Source organism: Candidatus Poriferisodalis sp. (assembly GCF_965208555.1).
GTDB lineage: Bacteria > Actinomycetota > Acidimicrobiia > Acidimicrobiales > Poriferisodalaceae > Poriferisodalis.
The window spans coordinates 3,027,506-3,049,817 of sequence record NZ_OZ242342.1 but is presented as its reverse complement, the minus strand read 5'-3'; the positions used below and the strand labels follow the sequence as shown (position 1 = coordinate 3,049,817).

20 protein-coding genes are annotated in these 22,312 nt (G+C 71.3%); all 20 read right to left on the bottom strand.

The window, feature by feature from the left end:
• Positions 1–69: 69 nt before the first annotated feature.
• A complete protein-coding gene (locus ACOGXE_RS14000; RefSeq protein ID WP_419931518.1) occupies positions 70–837 on the bottom strand; it encodes a type II secretion system F family protein in 768 nt (255 codons plus the stop codon).
• Positions 834–1,607, bottom strand: coding sequence for a hypothetical protein (locus ACOGXE_RS13995; RefSeq protein ID WP_419931517.1), 774 nt, complete (start codon positions 1,605–1,607; stop codon positions 834–836). Before ACOGXE_RS13995 ends, ACOGXE_RS14000 begins: the two co-directional genes overlap by 4 nt.
• Positions 1,601–3,568, bottom strand: a complete 1,968-nt coding sequence (locus ACOGXE_RS13990; RefSeq protein ID WP_419931516.1) for an ATPase, T2SS/T4P/T4SS family — start codon at positions 3,566–3,568, stop codon at positions 1,601–1,603. The genes ACOGXE_RS13995 and ACOGXE_RS13990 overlap by 7 nt, the downstream gene beginning before the upstream one ends.
• A 3-nt stretch (positions 3,569–3,571) precedes the next feature.
• Complete coding sequence (locus tag ACOGXE_RS13985) at positions 3,572–4,207, bottom strand: hypothetical protein (protein ID WP_419931515.1); 636 nt, start codon at positions 4,205–4,207, stop codon at positions 3,572–3,574.
• The gene (locus tag ACOGXE_RS13980) at positions 4,204–6,375 is read right to left on the bottom strand and encodes a hypothetical protein (RefSeq protein ID WP_419931514.1); all 2,172 of its coding nucleotides are present in this window, start codon (positions 6,373–6,375) and stop codon (positions 4,204–4,206) included. Before ACOGXE_RS13980 ends, ACOGXE_RS13985 begins: the two co-directional genes overlap by 4 nt.
• Positions 6,372–8,309 carry a hypothetical protein gene (locus tag ACOGXE_RS13975; RefSeq protein WP_419931513.1) on the bottom strand — a complete coding sequence of 646 codons (1,938 nt, stop codon included), beginning with the start codon at positions 8,307–8,309 and terminating at the stop codon, positions 6,372–6,374. Before ACOGXE_RS13975 ends, ACOGXE_RS13980 begins: the two co-directional genes overlap by 4 nt.
• Before the next feature lie 113 nt (positions 8,310–8,422).
• A complete protein-coding gene (locus ACOGXE_RS13970; protein WP_419931512.1) occupies positions 8,423–9,646 on the bottom strand; it encodes a multidrug effflux MFS transporter in 1,224 nt (407 codons plus the stop codon).
• A gap of 24 nt (positions 9,647–9,670) precedes the next feature.
• Positions 9,671–10,096 carry a transcription antitermination factor NusB gene (locus ACOGXE_RS13965; protein ID WP_419931511.1) on the bottom strand — a complete coding sequence of 142 codons (426 nt, stop codon included), beginning with the start codon at positions 10,094–10,096 and terminating at the stop codon, positions 9,671–9,673.
• A 38-nt stretch (positions 10,097–10,134) separates the two neighbouring features.
• Positions 10,135–10,701, bottom strand: coding sequence for an elongation factor P (gene efp / locus ACOGXE_RS13960; protein ID WP_419931510.1), 567 nt, complete (start codon positions 10,699–10,701; stop codon positions 10,135–10,137).
• Positions 10,702–10,769: 68 nt separating this feature from the next.
• Positions 10,770–11,270: a type II 3-dehydroquinate dehydratase gene (locus ACOGXE_RS13955; protein WP_419931509.1), complete on the bottom strand. Its 501-nt coding sequence runs from the start codon at positions 11,268–11,270 to the stop codon at positions 10,770–10,772.
• Positions 11,271–11,286: 16 nt separating this feature from the next.
• A complete protein-coding gene (locus tag ACOGXE_RS13950) occupies positions 11,287–12,342 on the bottom strand; it encodes a 3-dehydroquinate synthase family protein (protein WP_419931508.1) in 1,056 nt (351 codons plus the stop codon).
• 23 nt (positions 12,343–12,365) lie between these two features.
• A complete protein-coding gene (locus ACOGXE_RS13945; RefSeq protein WP_419931507.1) occupies positions 12,366–12,950 on the bottom strand; it encodes a hypothetical protein in 585 nt (194 codons plus the stop codon).
• Positions 12,951–12,975: 25 nt separating this feature from the next.
• Positions 12,976–13,836 carry a shikimate dehydrogenase gene (gene aroE, locus ACOGXE_RS13940; protein ID WP_419931506.1) on the bottom strand — a complete coding sequence of 287 codons (861 nt, stop codon included), beginning with the start codon at positions 13,834–13,836 and terminating at the stop codon, positions 12,976–12,978.
• Between the two features lie 70 nt (positions 13,837–13,906).
• A complete protein-coding gene (mltG, locus tag ACOGXE_RS13935; protein ID WP_419931505.1) occupies positions 13,907–15,241 on the bottom strand; it encodes an endolytic transglycosylase MltG in 1,335 nt (444 codons plus the stop codon).
• A complete protein-coding gene (ruvX, locus tag ACOGXE_RS13930) occupies positions 15,234–15,650 on the bottom strand; it encodes a Holliday junction resolvase RuvX (protein ID WP_419931504.1) in 417 nt (138 codons plus the stop codon). Before ruvX ends, mltG begins: the two co-directional genes overlap by 8 nt.
• Positions 15,651–15,663: 13 nt before the next feature.
• Positions 15,664–18,276 carry an alanine--tRNA ligase gene (alaS, locus tag ACOGXE_RS13925; RefSeq protein WP_419931503.1) on the bottom strand — a complete coding sequence of 871 codons (2,613 nt, stop codon included), beginning with the start codon at positions 18,274–18,276 and terminating at the stop codon, positions 15,664–15,666.
• A gap of 45 nt (positions 18,277–18,321) precedes the next feature.
• Complete coding sequence (locus ACOGXE_RS13920; RefSeq protein WP_419931502.1) at positions 18,322–18,624, bottom strand: hypothetical protein; 303 nt, start codon at positions 18,622–18,624, stop codon at positions 18,322–18,324.
• Between the two features lies 1 nt (position 18,625).
• Positions 18,626–19,060: a hypothetical protein gene (locus ACOGXE_RS13915; RefSeq protein ID WP_419931501.1), complete on the bottom strand. Its 435-nt coding sequence runs from the start codon at positions 19,058–19,060 to the stop codon at positions 18,626–18,628.
• Positions 19,057–20,910 (bottom strand): aspartate--tRNA ligase, encoded by a 1,854-nt coding sequence (gene aspS / locus ACOGXE_RS13910; RefSeq protein ID WP_419931500.1) that lies wholly within the window; start codon positions 20,908–20,910, stop codon positions 19,057–19,059. The genes ACOGXE_RS13915 and aspS overlap by 4 nt, the downstream gene beginning before the upstream one ends.
• Positions 20,910–22,262: a histidine--tRNA ligase gene (gene hisS / locus ACOGXE_RS13905; protein WP_419931499.1), complete on the bottom strand. Its 1,353-nt coding sequence runs from the start codon at positions 22,260–22,262 to the stop codon at positions 20,910–20,912. The genes aspS and hisS overlap by 1 nt, the downstream gene beginning before the upstream one ends.
• Positions 22,263–22,312: the final 50 nt, after the last annotated feature.

Here is a 22,312-nt window from a genome sequence, read left to right as displayed (position 1 = left end):
CTTGCCCGTTCGTGCGGGCGGTCGGGTTCGGGGCGTTGGGGGCCTCGCATGCGGCGCTCATCGGCTGCCTCACACCGAGGGCAAAGTCATGACGATGGTCACCATGACCACGGCGGACGCCACTACGGCGAGCAGCGAGGCGGAGGTGCCGACCGAGCGGCCGAGGCGGTCGATGGACTCGCGGCGGCGATCGTCCATGGCTCGCACGACACGATCCAGCACACGGTCCAACAGTTGCGATGCCGCAGCGCCCGAGCGCTCGGCAGCGTCCACCGTCCGCAGCAGCGATGCGGTCGGCGAGTCGGCCAGTTGCGCCGCGACAGCCGACAGCGGGTCACGCCCGCCGAGCACCGCCGCGTTGACGGCACCCGCCGCCGGTGCGAACGCAGGATCGCTGACGCGCTCGGCCGCGTCGAGCACCGCGACGCTGATCGGGTGCCCTGCCGCCACGAACAGCCGGATGCGGCGAAGCCACAGCAGCACCGCACCATCCAGCCGGCGACGATTGCCCGAGAGCGCCGAGCTCGCCACCAGCCCTGGTACTGCCCAGGCGACCGCAATCGCTGCCAGCAGCGACCATGCCAGCGCCAGCGCGGGCGACGCAGCGGCCTCTGAGGAGAATCGGCTGCTGGCAACGAAGGCGATGCCGACCGCGCTCACGGCGACCACCGCCGCCAGCATGGCCAATCGTGGCATCGTCCAGCCCAGCGCGGCCAGCCGCCGACGGTTGCGGCGACGCCGCTCGCTGTCTGCAGCCAATCCCATCGCCGCGGCGGCACCCAGCCCCGCGAGAGTCCAGAACACGAGCACCCCCAGCGACGACGGAGCCGCGCTCACCGGATCAGCTCCCAAGCCGACGCCAGCGGGCGGGCGCAGATGGCCGCTGCGATGGTGACTGCCGCGAGGCCGACCCGTTGGCCTTGAGGCCCGATCAGCCACGCCCACGCCTCGGGACTGACCAGGGCACTGCCGAGGGCGACGGCCGAGCCCAGTGCGGCCGACAGGCCGAGCTGGGGCAGGTTCGCTGCGACGTGGCGGTGGAAGTGGCGCGCGGTGGCCGCGTCCTCAGATGCTTCGGACTCGAGCACACCCAGGATGGGCACCCATTCGCCTCCGCTCGACGCGGCAACGGCAACGGCGTCGGCAAGCCACGCAGCGACAGCGCCCTCGGTGCCCGTCGCGAATCGCTGCGCGGCGGCCTCCACACCCGCGCTGCGGCACTCTGAGACGAACCGGGCAGCCGTATCGGCAATGGGGCCGGTAGCGAGTGGTGCCGCAGTCTCGAGCGCATCGACGACGGTGCGCGAGACCTGCGCTTGATTGGACAGGATCGACGCGAACTGCGCCACCGATTCCGCCGCGGCGACGCGGCGGCGACTGCGGACGATGACCGCCGCGCACCAGGCACAGATGCCGGCGACTCCACCCGCGAGGCCGGCGGCGCCGGGTCCGAACGCCACTCCGGCGACGAAGGCTGCAAGGCCGGTCACCGCCCACGGCCAGCGTGTCGGGCTGCCGTCGCGGCGGCCGGCCGCGGCGGCATCGGCGAGCACCAACCACAGCGCCGCAGCGCAGCCGGCCGCCCCGAACGCCGCGAGCCTCAGCATGCGCCGTCCTCGGCGACGAGCGCCTCGTACGGCGGCGGATCGTCGATCGGCACAAGCGGGCCCGGATCCCAGAGGACGCCACTCCGCTGTGCGCCGCCGCACGGTGCCGGGTCGAATGCAGGCGCATCGTCCTGCGGCATGAGCGACGCAGGGACGGCCGTCGACACGGCGGTCTTCTGCGGCGCCGCGGGTGCCTGAACCGCAGGCGCGGTCGATGACGGCACCGCTGCGGGGGCGGGCGCAGGCATGGGGCTCTCGTCGGATGCGCGAGCCGCCGGAGGCGATGCGGTTCCGGCGGGCGCGGGCGCCGCGAGGCTGGGTGTCAACGGAACATCGACGATCTGGGAGTACACGGTCGGCAGCTCCGCGAAGCCGCCTGTTTCAGGGAGACCGGCGGACGCATACACCTCGGCCACGCGGCCCTCGGGACGGCCGGCCGGGGTGGACCAGCGGTCGCCCGGCCGCAGCGCCCACAGGCAGGTCGTGGAGATCACGCCGGTGAGATCGTCGATGCCGGTGAGCTGGGTCACATCGGCAACCACCCGCTCCCCGGCATCGTTGCGGCCCATCCACACGCACAGGTCCACTGCAGCGGCAATCTGGCGGCGCGCATAGTCGGGTTCTGCGCCTTCGGAACAGGCGTAGGCCACGAGCTTCTCCAGGACGCCCGTGCCCGGCTGGGAGTGCAACGTGACCAGGCAGCCGTCGAGGCCGGAGGACATGGCGTCAAGCAGCGCCTCGCAGCCCTCGCCGCGGATCTCCCCGACCACCAGCTTGGCGGCATTGGCTCGCTTGGCATCGCGGATGTGGTCGGCCATCGAGTGGCGGCCGTGGCCGTCCTGGTTGGGATCCCGCGTGAGGCGCTCGTAGGTGTTGGGGTGGATCCCGTACTCGGCCAGCCGCAGTTCGGGAGTGTCCTCGATGGTGTCGATGCGTTCGTGGTCGGGCACAGCGGCGAGCAGCGCCTGGCACAGCGTGGTCTTGCCGCCGCCCATCGCGGCTGCGACCACCACATTGGCCCGTGCCCGACCTGCAATGGCCTCGATGAGCACGCTGCCCAGTTCGTCCGAGACGACGCCGAGGTCGTCGAGGCGCACGCGGCCAGCCATGTTCGAGCGCAGCACGACGTTGGGCGGGCTGGTCACGAATGCCTCAGCGTGGAGGCGCCAGCGATCGCCGACCCGCACATCGAGCCGGGGGTCGAGCTCGTCGAAGCGCTGCGGTCGATCGCCGGAATAGCTCGCCAGGAACCGCACCGCCTCGATCAGCTCGGCGTCGGCAGCGAACGGCGACGGCCGGCGCTCCACCCGGCCGTCCGCGTACTGCACCAACATCGACTCGCCGCCGCGTATCTGGAATTCCTCGACGTCAGGCTCATCGAGCAGCTCCGAGAGTGCGTCGGTGGCAGCGCGGGCGGCAGTGCGCCGCCGGACATCCCCGTCAGAACGGTCGAGCCGCTGCGGGGCACACGCCGATGCCGCCAGCGAACGTCCCAACCGGTACAGCTGCCGGTAGGCACGGTGCGTGTCCACCCGCTTGATGCGCACGATCCGCTTCGCTCCCAACGCTGCGGACAGCTCGCCGGTGGGATCGCTGCGCCCACCGGCGGCGGGCGGCAGCCACACCGCTGTGCGCGGTACGCCACCGGCAGCCGCAGCGCGCCACGCCTGCGCGGCGTGAGCGCTGCCGGCGGCACCGGAGGCGGCTCGAACGCCGGGTGCGCCGAGCAGCAGCACGACCTCGCTGGAAGCAGCGGCTGCAGCCGCGATGGCGTCGGGCTCGGCACTGCTGGTCAGCCACGCCACGCACGGCTCAGCGCTGCTGTCCGTGCGCGGCATCGACATCACATCGGCGCCGAGCCAGACCCGGCCCGCGACAGCGGACAGCCCGGCCTGCAGCGCATCGCGCACCCAGTCGCGAGCTGCGGGGTTCAGCGCCTCGTCGCACAGCACCAGCAGCACGCCTCAGCCCCCCGCCGCTCTGCACTCGGGCCAGCCGTCGGGCGGCGCCGGCCAGACCACCAGGCCGTCGAGCTCCGCGACGCGTGCGTAGCGCGCAGCGTCAGGGGGATCGACGTGCACCACGATGCTCCCCTCGGCACCGCCGACCAGGGTGGTCACGTCGAGCGCGCAGCCGCCCAGCACACCCGCCACCACGGCCCGGCTCCCCGGGCCCGGTCCTGGCTCGGGCCACGCAGAGGTGTCCGCGCTCAACCGGATGGCGGTGCGTGTGCCTGAAGCGGCCTCGGGCGGACCCAGCAGGGCAGGCGAGACGAAGATCCCCGCTGGCACGTCGAATGCGACGACGCTGCCCGCGATCGAGTCGGGATCGGCCAAGTGCCCGGCGAGCTCTTGGGGAACGGTCACCGCTTCGAAGGCGCCCGCCGGCTGGCCTGCGAGCCACGCTTCGGCGGTGATCGCCACCGGTGAGTGGGGAGGCTCGCGGTGCGGGCGGCCCCAGAGCCAGATGGCCGCGACGACGATGGCGACGATCGCCGCTGAGACAGCAACCCGCCACGGCTCGACGCCGGCGCGCCGCGCGCCCGCCGAGGCCGGCGCCGGATCATCGGTCCCGTAGCCGGGATGCGCCGGCGACGTCACGGCCGCGTGCCGCCCTGGGTGACCGTCACCCGACCGTCCGCGTAGTCGCTCACCGGCCGGATCCAATCCACCCCCGAAGCCAGCGTCGTCCAGCAGTCGCCGCCTGCCGGCGGGCTGCTCCCGCCCGAGCCGACCTGTCCCGGTGCGTGGGCGACCTCGAAGCAGGCGTCGAAGCGCCAGGCGTAGGCCCCCGGGTGGCTGAACAGCCAATCGCAGTCGGAGGATGCCGTGGCCGCGATGGCATCGGCCATCGCGCACACGACCTCGGTGGGAGCCGCACCGGACCGGTGCCACTGGCGCAGCAACTGCTGCTGATCGGCGGCAAGCGCCCTCCAACGCTCGACGAGATGCGCAGTGCTCGGTTCGGCCTCCATGCGCTGGCGCTCGGCGACGATCCACGGCCGCAGCTCAGACCAGGCGGTACGCACCTGCGTCACGGTCCACGTGCAGTTCGGATCGCTGATCTGCACGATGCGCGGCGCCCGCATCCAGCCGCGCCCCGGCGCCACCTGCAGGAACCGGCCGCCGCCAGGCAGGTGACGCTGGGGCGACGAGGCCACGTCGCCCGAGCGCACACGCGACTCCCACCCCAGCGCAGCCGCATCGGCGCGGGCCAGCGGCAGTGGCGGCAGTGACGCGCACTGCGGAGCGGGAGCTGTGGTGGGAGCCGTCGGCAGCGTCGTGGCCACCGTGACGTCGGGTCCGCCGCTGTCGGGCGGATCGCCCGCGCCGTCTCTGCCCTCCGGCCCGGCCGACATGGCGGTAGTGGCAGCAGTTGTCGACGGCGATGTCGTAGCCGTCGGGGACGCCTCCGCATCGGGCACCGGCAGGCAGGCGTAGTCGTAGGAGCCGTTGATGCGCGACTGCACGTATGGCGGCAGGGTGCCGAAGCTCGAGCAGTCGAAGATGCACACCCGGTAGGTCTCCGCACCGCGATCTGGGTGAACGTGCTCCTGGATCTGCGTGCCTGCCAGCTCCCCGATCGCCGGGCAGTAGGTGCGGATGGTGGTCTCCCCGCAGTTGCCGGGCGTCGTGCACTTGTTGAGCACATCGCTGGCGGTGACGCAGCTGCCGCCGTGGTCGGGCCGGTAGGTGGTGCCCTCGATGTCGTCGCAGATGCCGGGGTCGCTGTCCCAGGTGCGTCCGGGCAGCGCGTCGCACGCCACGTACGACAGCAGCCCGTCGGCGCAGCGATGGATGCCCAGTTCGGCGAGCCGATCATCGCTCTCGCCGGCCAAATGATGCAACGGCCGCGCCCCGCCGTCAGGCGAAGTCTCCGAGCCGCCGCTGTCCTCCTGGGAGGTGCCGGTATTCGTGCCAGAGCCGGGTGTGCTCGATTGGCACGTCAGCGCCGACGGGCCGGTGCCGCCCAGCGCGTCGCCGTAGCGGGGAACCGAGCCTGACGGGCAGCTCTGCGTCGGCGCAGCAGACGGCTGGCCCAAGACAGTGCGCTCGCACTGGCTGCCGGCGAGCTGCCAGCCTGACGGGCACGGGCCCTCTGTCGCCGCCGACGTCACCCACTCCACCACGGTCTCGAAGATCGGCTCGGTGGTGTAGTGGATGGTGGGCACTCGATCCCAGTAGCCGGTCTCACGCGTCTCGTAGATGGGCGTCTCGCTCCAGTAGCCGGGAATGGTGACCGTCTGGGTCGTCTGGTAGCCGTAGACCGGCACGTCTCGGCAGTTGTGCTGCTGGCCCGAGATCGGGTCGAAGTCGCAACGCCGGGTGGTGCCGGTCTGCACCCGCAGCGGCGGCACCAGCGGCTCCACGGCCGTCCGTGGCGGCATCCAGACGCGTTTCGTGCCGGTCTGGACTTGCTCGGTGCCAGTCGACACCCACACGTTCGCGTAAGTCGTGTGGCTGTACACCTGCCGGGTGCGCCCGGTGTTCACCGTGCTGGTCACCTTGGTCTGGCACACGTGGCCGCCGTACTGGCCGGGAACCTGTGTGGATCCCGCCGGACAGCTCGACGGGCGGAGCGCAGTCTCGGTTCGCTGCGTGAGGCATGACCCGCTAGCGCGGTCGAGCGCCATCCCCGCGGGACAGCTCAGCACCGGTGCAACCGAGGCCTGCGCACCGGCGGAGTCGCTGCGTGCCGCGATGATCGCCAGCGGCAACGCAGCCATCACGACAGTGAGCGTCCACCAAGCCGCGCGCCGGGCGGTCATGACGCGACCTCAGCCGGCGGCGCCTCGGCCAGCGGTGCTGCCTCAGGCCACCAGTAACGATCGGTCTGCGGCGGCCAGCCGGCCTGCGGGCACGGCGGCATCGGATGTGGGTAGGCCCGATCGGGCGGGGTGAGCGGCAGCAGTCCCGGCGGCCAGGGTCGCTTCGCACGCCGCTCGACGGGTCGCCCCAGTGCCTCGCCGATGAGGTCGGGATCCGGGGGACAGCCGAGGATCTGCTCGAGCGACTTGAACGGCGAGAGGTACATCCGCTCGTGCCAGCTCGCGCCCGGATCCCAGTTCGCCGCCGAGAGCTCCGAGGTGACCTCAGCTGCTGCCGTGACGGCGTCCTGCAGTGCCGCCCACTGCTCGGGAGTGCAGTGGGGCTCCAACTCGGGCCGTTGCAGCGCACCGTCGACCAATGCCCCGACGGGAATGCCGGTCTCGCACCAGAACGCCAGGTGCCAGCGGTGATCGCGGTGAGCGCGCCACGCCTCGGCCTGGGACACCTGCACCCACTCGCGCACAGCGACCCACTGGTTGCGCACGCCCGAGCCCCACGCGTGCGGATCGGACCAGTCGACGGCTTCGGCGTGAGCGTCCTTCTCGCCCTGCAGCCACTGCGCTGCGCTCGCGAAAGCCTCGCTCTCGCATCCGCCGTGGAACAGCGCACTGCGCAGCACGCGGTAGCTGAGCCGGGACCACGTCAGCCACATGGCTTCGACCTGCGCCCGATGGTCGGTGCCGGCATCGAGGCGCTCTCCGGTCGAGGCATCGACCAGGAAGGACTGTCCCGGCGCGTGGCAGATCACCGCGAGCGCGTGTCCCGCGGAGCTGAGGTCGGCTACCCAGGCCCGATCGACGGCAGGGGAGGTGAACTCGAGGCGCAGGCCCCGCGCCCACAGCGATTCGAGCTGGCGGGTGCGGTGCGAGGTGGTGTAGATGCCGGGCGTGATCGTCGCCAGGTCGCTGCAGGCCTCCCACAGCGTGTCGGGGCCGCGACTCACAGCGGCGTGACCGACGAGCGAGTCGGTGACGGCGCCCTGCGCTGCCCGTCGGGTGAGCCACGTCTTCGCCTGGGTGGACCAGTCGCCGGGGAAGAATCCCGCGTCGGTCAGGCCGTGGCCGCCGAGTGCAAGCTCCATCGGCTCGCCGGGGCTGTAGGCGAGCAGCTTGGCTATGTCATTCGTCGTGGTGCCCCATGAGTGCACGGGCCTGCCGCCGGGCGAGCGCATTCCCAGCATGAAGGCCTCGACGGCGGCGGCGGCCCGATCGCGCTGCTGGGCGCTGTAGCCCGCGTCGATCCCGAGCGTCTGCGGCGTCGGATGCGGCGGGCACAGCGCGGCGTGGTCGTAGGCGGCGCTGCGGTCGGCCGCAAGGTGGGTCTCATAGACGACCCCGGCTGGATCGATCACCAGTTCCCACGCCGACTCCGTGCCGGCGCGCCGCCGGGCAACCCGGCTGCCGTGATCGAAGGCCTTGCGTGCGGCCGCCAGGTACACCGGCTTGGCCTCCCATCGCTGACGCTGCTCGACGATGTGCCGTTGGCCAGCCGCTGTGTCCTCGAGCAAGGCCGATTGCGAGCCGGTCACGACGGGCTGGGCGACCGCCGGAGGCGGCGGGTAGGGCGGCCAGGGCACCCAGATGCGCCCGGCGCCGATGCTGACTCCCGAGGGCACATCGGGCGGCGGCTGTGGCAGGTGCACTGGGAAGCCGCCACCGCCGGCAGCGATCGGCCGTGCCTCGGTGGCCGGCTGCGGCAGGGACGCGCCGCCCCGCACCTCGTTCGTGGCAGCGCTCGGTGCCGCCGAGATGGGCGGGCCGAGATCGACCGGTTCTGCGTCGTCGCCGCCGCATGCGGCAGCGAGCACCACCAGCGCTGCTGCGACGCATGCTCGGCGACTGGCTCTTGCGTCTCGGCACGGGAAGACGGCCATCGCACTGCTCCTGAGAACTCGCTTCCCGCAGCCGCCTCGCCTTGTCGAAGCTGTTGCTGGGGTGCCAGTGAGTTCTACACGCGCTATGTCAGTCTATTCCAATGATTTTCGATCTATCTGATTTTCGACCTGTGGCGGCGGGCCCACAGGGCGAAGCCGAGCCCGATCGCCCCGTACCCGGCGTAGGCCACCACCAGCGGGGTCACCGAGCCGGCGATCATGCGATCGATGAGCATGGCCAGCACGGCGCCGCCGCCCATCGAGATCGTGCCGATCACCGCTGAGGCAGTACCGGCCAGCTCGCCCATCGGCCCCATGGCTTGGGCCTGGATCAGCGGGTTCACGAACGTGCGCAATGCATTGACGGCCACGATCACGGCGAACCAGCCGAAGAACCACGGCTGGCCGCCGGCTTGCCACGACCACAGCGCCAGCGCGGCCGACAGGCACACCGTGATCGGCAGCAGCGTCACGATCATCCGGTCGGCGCCGATCTGTGTCACCAGCCGGCTGCCGGTGAACACCACCAGCCCCATGAACACGCTCATCCCGGCGAAGTAGTACGCGAACACGTCCCCGCGGCCATAGACGTCATCGAACAGCAGCTGGCTGCTGCCCAGGAACGAGAAGAACGCGCCCATGTCGAACATCACGGCCAGCGCCGAGCCGATCGTGAGCCGGTTGGCGAACACCGCGACGACGGCCTCGCGGGTGCGGGCCAGGGTGAGCGGGCGGCGGCGCTCGGGCGGCAGCGACTCGGGCAGCCGGATGATCCACAGCGCCAGCACCACCGTGAGCACCATCGGGGCGCCCATCACCCAGCGCCACGTGCCCAGCGCCAGCACGGCTTGGCCCAGCAGCGGCGCAATGGCGGGCACCACCATGAACACCGCCATCACCGCTGACAGCACCCGGCCCAGCCGGTCGCCTTCGTACAGGTCACGGCCGATCGCCAGCGACAGCGCACGGGGACCCGCAGCGCCGATGCCCCAGACCAGCCGGCTGGCGATCAGCACGCCGAACGACGGGGCCAGCGCAGAGCCCAAGGCCCCCAGGGTGTACAGCGCCAGCCCGGCGTACAGCACCGGCTTGCGCCCGAAGCGGTCGGTGAACGGCCCGTAGAACATCTGCGCGCCGGCCATGCCGAAGAAGTAGAGGGTGACCGTGAGCGCCACCCGGGGCGAATCGGCAGCGAGCCCGAGGCCGAGCCGGATGTCGCCGAATGCGGGCAGCGCCATGTCGATGCCCAGTGCCGTGGTAGCGCTGATGGCGCCCAGCATGAAGACGAGTTCGCGTTCGGCGATCCGCCGCGGCTGCGGATCGCCCGCTGGGCTCACGTATCGACCGTCACGATCGGGCTGTCACCGGCCGTCGACGGCGGCAGCGAGCACGCCGTTCACCAGGGCCCCGCTGCGGTCGGTGGCACCCAGCCGGTGCGCCAGCTCGACGGCCTCGTTGATGACCACTGCCGCCGGGGCCGCCCCTCGCTCCAGCTCCAACAGACCTTGCAGCAGGATGAGCCGATCGCACACGCCGAGGCGCTGCGGCGTCCACCCCTCGTTCAGCAGCCCCCCAAGCCGCCCGGTCAGGGCCTCGCGCTGGGCGTCGACGCCGGTGGCCAGCTCGAGCGCGAACGGGTCGAGGTCGCTGACCTGCTCGGCAAGCACGTCGGCCAGCTCGCACGATTTCATCTCGGCCTCGTACAGCAGCTCCACCGAGCGCTGGCGCGCCTCGCGGCGGCGGGTCGGCTCGTCGGGAGCGGCGAACGGGTCGCCGGGGCGGCTCATGGCGGCGGGTTTCGACCCCGGTCAGCGACCCGGCGGCGTCAGCCGCGGGCCCGCTCGATGTAGTCGCCGCTGCGGGTGTCCACCTTCAGCCGCTCGCCCGGCTCGATGAACAGCGGCACCTGCACCACCAGCCCGGTGGACATCGTGGCCGGCTTGCGCGCGCCCGACACCCGGTCGCCCTGCACGCCGGGATCGGTGTCGGCCACCTCCAGCACCACCGACGCGGGCAGCTCCACGCCCAGCACCTCGTCGCCGTGACGCACCACCGTGGCGGTCTCGCCTTCCACCAGGAAGCTCGTGGCGCTTCCGGCCGCCGTGCGGCTGACCGGGAGCTGCTCGTAGCTGTCGGTGTCCATGAACACCAGCGAGTCGCCGTCGGCGTACAGGTACTGCATGTCGCGCTGGTCGATGACGGCGCGCTCCATGCGCTCGCCCGCCCGGAAGGTGCGCTCGAGCGTGGCGCCGGTGCGGACGTTCTTGAGCGTGGTGCGGACAAACGCGCCGCCCTTGCCCGGCTTGACGTGCTGGAACTCGGTGAGCTGGAACAGCCCGTCGGCGAGGTCGAGCGTCATGCCGTTGCGGAAGTCGGCGGTGGAGATGGCCATGTCAACGCCTCGGAATCAGCCTGGGTGGTCGGAGGTTCGCAGCGGGACGGTACAAGCACCACTCGCTGTCACGACGGCCCGCCGGCTTCGTCGTCAGCGGCGAGCCCGGGCTCGGTCCCCTCGGCGGCGGCACGCGCCGCTTCGATGGCCAGCGCCACCGCCTGCGGGTAGCCCGCGCCGCCCTGGCCCGCCACCCGTGCTGTCGCCAGCGGCTCCACCACCGAGTGGTGCCGCCACGGCTCGCGCTCGCGGGGTTCGGACAGGTGCAGCTCCACGATCGGGCCCTCGAAGGCGGCCAGTGCGTCGTGCAGCGACCAGCCGTAGTGGGTCAACGCGCCCGGGTTCACCACAATGGCCTCGACCCGGCCGATGCCTGCGTGAATGGCATCGACGAGGTCGCCCTCGTGGTTGCTCTGGCGATGCTCGAGGTCCCAGCCGAGCTCGGTCGCGGCCCGGCGGGCGGCCCGCACGTGGTCGAGCAGGGTGTCGGTGCCGTAGATCTCGGGCTGGCGGGTGCCGAGCAGGTTCAGGTTCGGGCCCGACAGCAGCAGCAGGACGTGGCGAGGCATCTGTTTCAGCTCCTGCCTACATCCGCTCGAGCGCGCTGCGCAGCACGCCTGGGTCGACTCCGGGCACCGCTTCGAGGCCGTCGGGGCCGTCGAGCACGAAGGTGATGCCGTCGGCGGCTTTCTTGTCGCGCCCGAACAGCTCGATGATCTCGTCATGATCGACGTCCGGCGGCAGCTTCCAGCTCAGGCCGTAGGCATCCAGAACCAGCTCGTGCTCGGCCACCCGATCGTCGCCGATGCGCCCGAGCAGGCGAGCCACCTCCGCCGCGTAGCGCAGCCCGATGGCCACCGCCTCGCCGTGGCGCAGGTCGAACCGTCCGGCGATCTCGAGTGCGTGCCCCAGCGTGTGCCCGTAGTTCAGCAGCGCTCGTCGGCCGCTCTCGGTCTCGTCCGAGCTCACCACCTCGGCCTTGATGGCCACGCACGCCGCGACCCGCTCGTCGATGGGCAGCTCGGCGAGGTTGCCGCCGGACTTGGCGAGCCAGCGCTGCGCGGCGGGACTGCCGATGAAGTGGTACTTGGCCAGCTCGCCGAGGCCCGCCCGCAGCTCGCGCTCTGGCAGCGTGTCGAGCACCTCGGTGTCGCACAGCACCGCCGCGGGCTGCCAGAACGCCCCGACGAGGTTCTTGCCCTCGGCGAGGTTCACGCCCGTCTTGCCGCCCACCGCGGCGTCGATCTGGCCGAGCAGCGTGGTGGCGACATGGACTACCGCCACGCCGCGGTGGTACACCGCGGCTGCGAAGCCGGCCACATCGGTCACCACGCCCCCGCCGACACCTACGACGACATCGCGCCGCGTGAGACCGAAACGGGCGAACCCGCTGCACAGCTCGCCGATGGAAGCCAGCTCCTTGGCCTGCTCGCCGTCGGGAATCTCGAAGATCTCGAACGGGATGCCCGGGTCGACGTCGACGCCGATGCCCGGCTGGGTGACCACCGCAGCACGCTGCGCGCCGGCGGTCAGCTTGGACTCGCGCAGGACCGGCGCTAGTTCGTGGCGCGCGCCGGCACCGACCAGCACGGGGTACGAGCGGTCGCCCAGCGGAACGTCGACGCGGATGGTGCCCGACATCACGGGCGAGGGTACCGACGCCCTTACACGCTGAGCCCTGCCGGCACCGACCACCAGATCACCGCCAGCGCGCCGGCCACCAGCGACGGACCGAGCGCGAAGCGGTGGTCGGCGCTGCGGCCGAACGCGACGATCCCGACTGCACCCGCCACCGCAGCAATGGCGAACCCGGCCAGCAGCCCCGTAAGCACCGTCATGAGCCCGCCGAGACCCAGGTGCAGGCCCAGGTAGCCGCCGAGGCGCACATCGCCGTAGCCCAGGCTGCCGCGCGATGCCAGCCAGATCACGTGCATCAGGCCCCAGCCGGCCACTGCCCCGGTGGCCGCCAGAGCTGAGGCGTGCGCCAGCCCTGCGAAGCCGCCGTCGAGCACCGCGGCCGCACACAGCAAGGGGACCGCGACGGCGGCACAGGCACGCAGCAGCCGCGTGGGGATCAAGTGCGTGCGCAGGTCGACGGCGGATATGGCCACGCCGGCCCAGCCGAATGCCAGCAGTGGGGCGAGATACGGGTCCGCGCCGATCCGCAGCGCGAGCACTGCGCCCGTCACGATGCACGCCGCTGCCGTCATGATGGTCACGCTGATGCCTCCCCGGTCGCCGGCAGCCACGCAGGGCTGCGCTCGGGCCGGGGAGCTACCCGGCGATATCCAGGCCGACGGCTGCCCCCATCGCCCTCGTGGGTGCGTCGCGGCCGGTCCACATCTTGAACTGTTCGGCGGCCTGGAACAAGAGCATTCCCGTGCCGTTGAGGACCTGGGCGCCTGCTTCGTCGGCGACTTCGAGCAACGGCGTCACGGCCGGCATGTAGATGAGGTCCACGACCACTTGCCGGGGGTGCAGCAGCTCGGGGGCCAGCGGCATCGGATCGGTGCCGCGCATGCCGAGCGGCGTGGCATTCACGACCAGGTCGGCCTCTCTCACCGCGCCGGGGGCGCCGACCATCACCGACATCGAGCTGCCGACGCCGGCTGCCGACGCAGCCCTCTGGCCGAGCTCGGCTGCCTGCATGGCCGACTCCATCGAGCGATTCACAATCGTGACCGAAGCGCCCTCGCTCACCAGCGCCGCCACCACGGCGCGCGCCGCGCCGCCGGCGCCCAGCACCACGGCGTGCTTGCCGGCGAGCTCGACGCCCGCTTGGCTGCGCAGCGAGTTCACGAAGCCCGCACCGTCGGTGTTCTCGCCGATCAGGCGGTCGCCGCTGCGGCGCACGCAGTTGACGGCGCCCAGCATGGCCGCGGCGGGCGACAGCTCGTCGCAGGCGTCCGCCACCTCCGCCTTGAGGGGCATGGTCACCGACAGGCCGTCGATGCCCAAGGCGCGCATCGCGGCGACGGCACCTGCGCCGCCGCCCGCCGCCACCTCGAACGCCACATAGGTCCAGTCCAGGCCGAGGTGAGCGAACCCTGCGTTGTGCAGTGCCGGGCTCAGCGAGTGCCGCACCGGGTCGCCGATGACGCCCGCAAGGCGCGTGGTGCCACTCGGCCGCATCATGGGCACATTCTCGCCGTTGCGCGCAGGCTGCGGTGCGATCTCGCCGGCCAGCTCGGGAGCGCCGCTGCGCTCAGCCGCACAGGCCCAGCTCTTGGCACACCGCCTTGTCGCGCTGGAACTCCTCGTCGGTCTCGGAGAACGACAGCGTGCCGTCCGGCGAGGTCAGCACGAAGAACATCCAGGGCCCGTCGGCTGGGTTCAGCGCAGCTTCGAGCGAGGCGCGGCCCGGTGCGGCTATCGGCGTCGGCGGGAGCCCCACGAGCACCCGCGTGTTGTACGGCGAGTTGACCGCCAGCAGCTCCGCTGTGAGCTCGTGGGTGCCCACCACGTACACGACGGTGGCGTCCAGACCGAGCGACCACCCGCGTGCGAGCCGGTTGTAGATCACCCGCGCCACCTTGGCCCGGTCCTCGGGCCGTTGGGCTTCCCGTTCGATCATGCTTGCCACGATCAGTGCTTCATACGGCGTCAGGCCGACTCGCCGGGGAGCATCGTCGTAGCCCAGCTCGGTCAGCACGGCATCGAGCCGGTCCACCATCAGCGCCACGAGCTGCTCGGCGCTCGTCTGGGAGTCGTAGAAGTACGTGTCGGCGAACAGCTGCCCCTCGGCGGGCTCGATGACCCCGTCGGGCAGCGCGCCGGGCGCGGGCGCCACCAGCGAGAGCACCGGGCGCGCCCGCACCGCGGTGCGGAAGTCTCTGCCGTTGAAGCTCAGGCCGTCCACCTCGTCGAGAAGCTCGGCCATCTGCGCCACGGTCAGCCCCTCGAGAAGCGTCAGCGACTGCTGGGCGGCCTGCGCCACGCGGCTCGGCCCGGCTTCGAGCACTGCCATGGTCTCCCACACCGACGAGTTGGACTGGAACGTGTACTCGCCGGCTTGGAACGCAGGGCCGCCCTTGAACCTCACGTACCACTCATATGCGCGCGAGCTCGGAACGACGCCGTGCTCGGCAAGCAGGTCGGAGATGCTGGCCGTGCTCGAGCCGAGCGGAAGCGTCAGCACGATCTCGCCGGTGGGCTCGCCGGGCGGGTCGAGCTGTTCGGCGACCCAGCGGTAGGCACGGCTGCCCGCCATCCAGGCCACCACGCCGAGCAGCACCAGGAACAGCACAGCCCCCCAGGTGCCGGGCCCGCGCCGGGTGCTGACCACCTCGTAGTCGATCCCGCGGCGGCCGCTGACGGGCGGCGGGCCGTCGGCGCCGGCGTCGGCACCCGGCACGGCCGGGGGCGGCGACGAGGAGCGCTGCGGAGATGCGCCCTGCGGAGCCAAGCCAGGCTCAGCACCTGATGAATCGCCCGGAGACTGCAATCCGACCATGCCGGCGAGCCGTCCGGCCAGCCGCCGCAGTGCCGGCGACGTTCTCACGGCGGTCACGCGGCTCGTCTCGCTGCTGTCGTCAGTCACGGGCGTCGAGCCACGACTGCAGGATGACCGCAGCAGCCACCTTGTCGATGACCTTGCGGCGGGCAGGGCCCCGCACGCCCTGCTCGGCCAGCATGCGCTCGGCGCTCACGGTCGTATAGCGCTCGTCGTGCAACACCACCGGCACATCGAGCACTGCGGCGATCTCGTCGGCTTCGGTCCGCACGGCCGCAGCCGCCGGACCCTCAGTGCCGTCGAGCGATGTCGGCAGGCCGACCACGACCACCTCCGCACCCACCTCAGCGACCATACCTGCGAGCGCTTCGTGGTCTTGGGCACGCTCGCCGCTGCGTTCCAGGACCTCGTAGGGCACCGCCACTGCAGTGTCTGCCGGCGCAACGGCCACACCGATGCGCACCGAGCCCAGATCGACGCCGACAGCCCGCGTCATCGGGCCCGGCGTCTCACGTGCCGAGTGCCGCCGCTCGGGCTTGGGCCAGGGCGTCGCCGATGCCGTCAGGGTTCCGGCCGCCGGCCACGACCAGCGGCGGGTCGCCCTTGGCGCCGAATCCGCCGCCGACCGTCCGGGCTGCATCGCGCAGCAGGTCGCCGGCAGACAGGCCGCCGTCGGGATCCACCGCAGCGACCAACGCCACTCCCCCGGCGGCGGGCGCGGAGGCGAGCACCACGGCGCGAATGCCGTTCCGGTCGCGCACCGACACAGCCAAGTCTCTCAATGAGTCGCGCTCGAGGTCGCCGAGATCGGCGACCACAACGCCGTCGTCGGCCCCGGCCGCCAACTCGTCGGCCCGTGACGACGCCATCGACCGCTGCAGATCGCGTACCTGGCGACGGAGCTCGCGGGTCTCGTCCAGCCGTCGCTGCATGGCCGCGGCGAGCTCGTCGGGCTGGGCATTGAGCATCTCGGCCAGCGAGTCCAAGGTGTCCTCGGCGTCGGCGAGCCGATCGACGGTCGCCAGACCGGTGACCGCCTCGATGCGCCGCATGTTCGAGCCGATGCTCGACTCCGAGACGATGCGCAGGTGCCCGATGTCGCCGAGGGCCGCCACATGGGTGCCGCCGCACAGTTCCACCGAGTGCTCGCCCGCTTCGAGCACCCGCACGACGTCGCCGTACTTGTCGCCGAAGAACGCGATGGCGCCGATGGCCTGCGCGTGGCTCATCGACGTCTCGTAGTGGCGGCAGCGGCCGTTGGCGATGATCTCGGCGTTCGCCGCGCGCTCGATCTCGCGCAGCTGGTCGCGGCTGACGCCCTCGTAGTGGCTGAAGTCGAAACGCAGCCGGTCGGGCGCCACCAGCGAGCCTGCCTGCTTGACATGGTCGCCCAACACCTCCCGCAGTGCCCAGTGCAGAACGTGGGTGCCCGTGTGATTGCGGCGTATCGCAGCCCGCCGCTCGTCGTCGATCTCGGCGCTCGCCAGCGACCCGGCTTCGACACCCTCGCCGACGACGCGCCCGGTGTGACGGTGCAAGTCGGCGAGCGCGTAGGTGCAGTCGATCACCTCGATGCTGCCGCCGGGACCGGTGATGGTGCCGATGTCGCCGATCTGCCCGCCGCTCTCGGCATAGAAGGGCGTGCGGTCCAGGAAGACCTCGACCAAGTCGCCGGTTGCGTCGTCTGCCTCGGGCCGGTCAGCGGGCGGCACGTCGAAGACGGCGAGCACCCGCGCGTCGGCCACCGTGGAGGCATCGCGCACGAACTGGGTGGGTCCGAACTGCGCCAGGATCTCCCGGTAGCGCTCGTCCGCGAACGTCGGGCCGCCCGCCCGGCCGGCGCGTGCTCGCTCGCGCTGGCGTTCCATCGCAGCCTCGAAGCCGTCCCGGTCGAGGCTCAGGCCGCGCTCGGTGAGGATCTCCTCGGTCACCTCCACCGGGAAGCCGTGCGTGTCGTGGAGCAGGAAAGCGACCTCGCCGTCGAGCACTGTCGAGTCAAGCGCAGCGGTCGCCTCGTCGAGGATCTTCTGGCCCGCGGCCAGCGTGGTCCGGAAGCGCTCCTCCTCGCGGGCCACCACGTCGGCGATGAACTGGCGGTTCTTGACCAAGTCGGTGTAGTGGTCGCCCATGACGTCGACGACGATCTCGACCAGCCGCGGCATCACGACGTCGGTGACGCCGAGCACCCAGGCGTGACGCACGGCACGGCGGATGATGCGCCGCAGCACGTAGCCGCGGTCCTCGTTGGAGGGGAACACGCCGTCGGAGATGAGCATCGCCGTCGTGCGGGCGTGGTCGGCGAAGATGCGCATCGAGACGTCGGTCTCAGGATCGGCGCCGTAGGTCTTGCCGCAGATGCGCTCGGCTTCGGCCAGCAGCGGCGCGAACAGGTCGATGTCCCACGCTGCGGGCACACCCTGCAGCACCGCCAGGATCCGCTCGAGGCCGGCGCCGGTGTCGATGCCGGGGGCCTCCAGCGGCGTCAGGTCGCCAGTGCCGTCGGCCGCGAACTGCATGAACACCAGGTTCCAGATCTCGACGAAGCGGTCCTCGCCGCCGTGCGCGGGTCCCCCGCCGTCGCCCAGCTCGGGACCGAGGTCGTAGAAGATCTCGCTGCAGGGCCCGCACGGCCCCACATCGCCGGCCGCCCACCAGTTGTCCTTGTCGAGGCGCTGGATGCGCTCGGGCGGGATGCCGACCGAGGTCTGCCAGATGTCGGCGGCCTCGTCGTCGCTGACGTGCACGGTCACCCACAGCTTGTCCCGCTCGAGTCCGAGCACCTCGGTGACGAACTCCCAGGCCCAGGGGATGGCTTCGGCCTTGAAGTAGTCGCCGAAGCTGAAGTTGCCCATCATCTCGAAGAACGTGAAATGGCGGTTCGTGCGGCCAATGTCGTCGAGGTCGTTGTGCTTGCCGCCCGCCCGGACGCATTTCTGGATGGTGACCATGCGGCGCGTCGGCGGCACCTCCTCGCCGAGGAAGTACGGCATGAACGGCACCATGCCCGCCACCGTGAACAACAGCGACGGCTCGTGCGGGATCAGGCTCGCGGAGGCGCGGACTTCGTGGCCGCGCTCCGCCCAGAACGAGTTGAACGCTTCACGCAGTTCCCCAGCACGCATCGGAGCAAGGATAGCTATGGCCGCTTCGCGGCCTCCGGGGGCGCTCTAGGCGGCTTCGCGGCGGTGGCGGCGCTCGGCCCAGCGGCGGTCCCGCTCGTCGCGCAGGCGCTGCTCGGCATCGTGCATCTGGCGCTTGCCGTCCTCCCACGCTTCGTCGACGCGCCTGCGGCCGTCCTGCCACGCATCCTTGAGATCCCGGCGCACCCGGCGGGCCGTGCCCAGCACTGTTGCAGTGCCGCGCGCGGGCGCGTACCGGTCGATCAGGTTTCGCAGGCGTCGCTGCACCCACAGCGATGCGCCGGCACCCAAGCCGGCACCCAAGGTCAGCCAACGCAGTCGCTTGAACACCTCAGCGCTCCTCGGTCTGGCCGCTGGCGGCACCGCCTGCGCCGCCGGAGGCAGTCTCGCGCTCTTCATCGGCGGCCTTGTCGCGCAACCCTGTGCTGCCTGTCTGCGCTCCGCGTAGCACAGAAATTGCCGATCGCACCTTGTCGACAGGGGTTGCAGCAACCCGTGCGGTGGCGGCACCGGCCGATTCGGCCAGCCCGGCGACCTTCTGAGCGATGTTCAGCAGGTCACGCAGCCGGCTGATCTCGGCCTGGGCCATCTCGGCAGTGTCCGCCAGCTGGCCCAATGCTGGTCCGACCTTGGCGTCGAAGTCCTCCAGCTTGCGCCGCAGTTCCCGCATCAAGGCGAATGCCTGGGTCAGCACGACGATGAGCGCCACCAGCGCGATCAGGACGCAGACCGTCACCACCACCGCAGCGAGATCACCGCTGTTCACGAATCGTCCCCGTCATCCTGCACAACATCTCCATGCTCGCCCTCACGGGCGACGACAGCCAGCCCCAGCTCGTCGAGCTGATCCTGGGAGATGTGGCTGGGGGCGTTGGTGAGCGGATCAGCGCCGGACTGGCTCTTGGGGAACGCGATGACCTCGCGGATGTTCTCCTCGCCGCACAGCAGCGCTGCCAGGCGGTCGATGCCGAAGGCGAAGCCGGCGTGCGGCGGGGCGCCGTACCGGAATGCGTCCAGCAGGAACCCGAACCGCTCCTGGGCTGCGGCCGGGTCGATGCCCAGCAGATCGAAGACCTGCTGCTGAATATCGCCCCGATGGATCCGCACGCTGCCCGAGCCCAGCTCCCAGCCGTTGAGCACCAGGTCGTACGCCTGCGATCGCACGCCCAGCAGCGTGTCAGCGTCGAAGCCCCCGCCTGACGCCATGCGCGCCGAGGCCGCTGCGACCACGTCCAGGTCGTCGGCGTGGGGCATCGTGAACGGATGGTGCGCCGGGATCGGCAGGCCGTCTGCGCTGACATCTTCGAAGAGCGGGAAATCCACCACCCACAGGAAGTGCAAGCCGCCCTCGTTCACCGGGGGACGGCCCAGCTCGAGTCGCAGCAGGCCGAGCACCCCGCTGGCCCTGCGCCAGGTGTCGGCCACCAGGTAGCACATGTCGCCCGGCTCGGCGCCCAGGCGCTCCAGCACGCCGTCGATCTCGGCGTCTGACATGAATTTGGCGACCGGCGAAGTGACGGCCAGCCGGCCGCCGGCCCCGCTGCGGGCGCCGTCGGCCAGCGGCTCTCCGGCGCTGACCCTCATCCACACGAGGCCCTTGGCGCCCCAGCGCTGGCACTGCTTGGTGAGATCGTCGACCGCGTTGCGGCTGATATCCCCGCCGCCGGGCACCCGGATGCCCCGCACAGCCGGTGCCTTGAACGCGTTGAAGCCGGTCTCGGCGAACAGGTCGGTGAGCTCGACGAGCTCGAGCCCGAACCGCAGGTCGGGCTTGTCCGATCCGTAGCGGTCGATCGCCTCGTGCCAGGTGATCTCAGGCATCGCTGCGGGGCGCACGCCGGTGATCTCGGAAGCGGCTTCGGCAACTGCCTCGCTGATCACGGCTCGCACTTCGGCGCCGCTGGCGAAGCTCATCTCCAGGTCGAGCTGGGTGAACTCGAACTGGCGGTCGGCTCGCAGGTCCTCGTCGCGCAGGCAGCGGGCGATCTGGTAGTAGCGGTCGATGCCGCCCACCATGCAGAGCTGCTTGAACAGCTGCGGGCTCTGCGGCAGCGCGTAGAAGCGCCCCTGGTGCAGCCGGCTGGGCACCACGAAGTCGCGGGCGCCTTCGGGTGTCGAGGCCACCAGCGTGGGCGTCTCGACCTCGATGAACTCCGCTGCCTCCATCGCGCGGCGGATGGCTGCATTCACCCGTGCCCGATTCACCAGGTTGGAGTGCATGCGAGGGTTCCGCAGGTCCAGGTAGCGATGGCGGATGCGCAGCATCTCGTCGACCTCGGTGCGCCCGTCGATCTGGAACGGCGGCGGCTCAGATGACGACAGCACCTCGACGGTTGCGTCGCCAATCTCGATCTCGCCGGTGGCCAGGTCGGGATTGGCGGTGTCCTCCGGTCGTTCGCGTACTGTGCCCGTCACCGACAGCACGTACTCCGAACGCAGATCGTGAGCGTGGTCCACGACGCACTGCACGATGCCGGTGCGGTCGCGCAGGTCGACGAAGGCCAGGTGCTCGCCGTGCTCGCGGCGCCGGGAGACCCAGCCGCAGACGGTGACTACCCGGCCGATGTCGGCACGGCTCAGCCGCCCGCAGTAGTCGGTTCGCATCGCTGCGCCCATCACGTTCCACCTTCCGCATTGAGCTCGTCGAAGATGCGCCGCAGCGTGCCCAGCAGGTCGGCATGCGGCACGGTCTGCTGTGCCATGCCGGTGCTGCCGCCGTCGGGCCGGCGAAGCGGTCGCACGGTGACCGTGCCGGCGTCGATCTCGTCGGTTCCCACGATGAGCGCGATCTCGGCACCGGAGCGGTCGGCGGCGCGCATCTGCGCCCGCATCGACCGGTCGTCGAAGGCCCGGTCGGCCCTGATGCCCACCGAGCGCAGTTCGTGCGTGAGATCGCGCGCCGCTGCGCCGCCTGCCGTATCGATCACCCACACCTCGGCCCGCTGCGTCGGAACGTCGAACACGCCCTCGGCGTCGCAGGCCAGCAGCAGTCGTTCGATGCCGAGCGCGAACCCGATGCCGGGTGTCGGCGGGCCGCCCAGCGCCTCGACGAGCCCGTTGTAACGGCCGCCGCCGCAGACGGTGTCCTGGGCGGCGTCGAGGCTGGCGGCGCGGAACTCGAAGGTGGTGCGGGTGTAGTAGTCGAGGCCGCGCACCAGCTTGGGCTCCACTCGGTGCTCGATGCCGAGCGCAGTGAGGCCTTCGCGGACCCGCTCGAAGTGGGCTGCCGTTTCCGCGTTCAGGTAGTCGGTGATCTGCGGGGCTTCGGCGGCCACGGCCTCGGTCGCTGCGCGCTTGGAGTCCAGGATGCGAAGCGGGTGACGCTCGATCTTGTCCCGATCCTCGGGATCCACGTCGCCGGCCCGCTGCTGCAGGTATGTGCTCAGCGCTTCGCCGTATGCGGCGCGCGTGTCGGCATCGCCCATCGAGTTCACCAGCAGCGGCACCCGCTGCAGGCCGATTGAGTGGAAGAACTCGGCAGCGAGAGCGATGATCTCGACGTCGGCGTCCGCGTCGTCGGTGCCGAGCGTCTCCGCGCCGATCTGGTGGAACTGCCGGTAGCGGCCGGCCTGGGGTGCCTCGTAGCGGAAGAACGGCCCCTGGTACCAGACCTTCCACGGCGTGGTCGGGCGGTGCTGGGCGAACGCGCGGCACACCGACGCCGTGCACTCGGGCCGCAGCGCCAGATGGCGGTCGCTGCGGTCGAAGAACTCGTACATCTCCTTGCCGACCACGTCGGTGCCCTCGCCGATGCGGGCGAACACGCCGATGTCCTCGAAGATCGGCGTCTGCAGGTAGCCGAAGCCGGCGCGGTCGGCCAACCCGATGAACGTGCCCAGCAGCGCCACCCAGCGCCCCGATTCGGGCGGTGCCAGGTCGTGCGTTCCGATCGGCGTCCGGAACGATTTTCCGGCCGCTGCATCGTCGCCGTCAGGCGGGCTCGCGGGCGTCGAGGGAGTACCGGACATGACCAGCGCAGGTTACGGCGCTGCCGTCGCCAGTCCTAGCTGCCCAGGGC

Coding starts and splice junctions, on each gene's coding strand:
- ACOGXE_RS13995 (WP_419931517.1), bottom strand. CDS start 1,607: ATGCTGAGGCTCGCGGCGTTCGGGGCGGCCGGCTGCGCTGCGGCGCTG.
- ACOGXE_RS13980 (WP_419931514.1), bottom strand. CDS start 6,375: ATGACCGCCCGGCGCGCGGCTTGGTGGACGCTCACTGTCGTGATGGCT.
- ACOGXE_RS13975 (WP_419931513.1), bottom strand. CDS start 8,309: ATGGCCGTCTTCCCGTGCCGAGACGCAAGAGCCAGTCGCCGAGCATGC.
- ACOGXE_RS13965 (WP_419931511.1), bottom strand. CDS start 10,096: ATGAGCCGCCCCGGCGACCCGTTCGCCGCTCCCGACGAGCCGACCCGC.
- efp (WP_419931510.1), bottom strand. CDS start 10,701: ATGGCCATCTCCACCGCCGACTTCCGCAACGGCATGACGCTCGACCTC.
- ACOGXE_RS13955 (WP_419931509.1), bottom strand. CDS start 11,270: ATGCCTCGCCACGTCCTGCTGCTGCTGTCGGGCCCGAACCTGAACCTG.
- ACOGXE_RS13950 (WP_419931508.1), bottom strand. CDS start 12,342: ATGTCGGGCACCATCCGCGTCGACGTTCCGCTGGGCGACCGCTCGTAC.
- aroE (WP_419931506.1), bottom strand. CDS start 13,836: ATGATGCGGCCGAGTGGCACCACGCGCCTTGCGGGCGTCATCGGCGAC.
- ruvX (WP_419931504.1), bottom strand. CDS start 15,650: ATGACGCGGGCTGTCGGCGTCGATCTGGGCTCGGTGCGCATCGGTGTG.
- alaS (WP_419931503.1), bottom strand. CDS start 18,276: ATGCGTGCTGGGGAACTGCGTGAAGCGTTCAACTCGTTCTGGGCGGAG.
- aspS (WP_419931500.1), bottom strand. CDS start 20,910: ATGGGCGCAGCGATGCGAACCGACTACTGCGGGCGGCTGAGCCGTGCC.
- hisS (WP_419931499.1), bottom strand. CDS start 22,262: ATGTCCGGTACTCCCTCGACGCCCGCGAGCCCGCCTGACGGCGACGAT.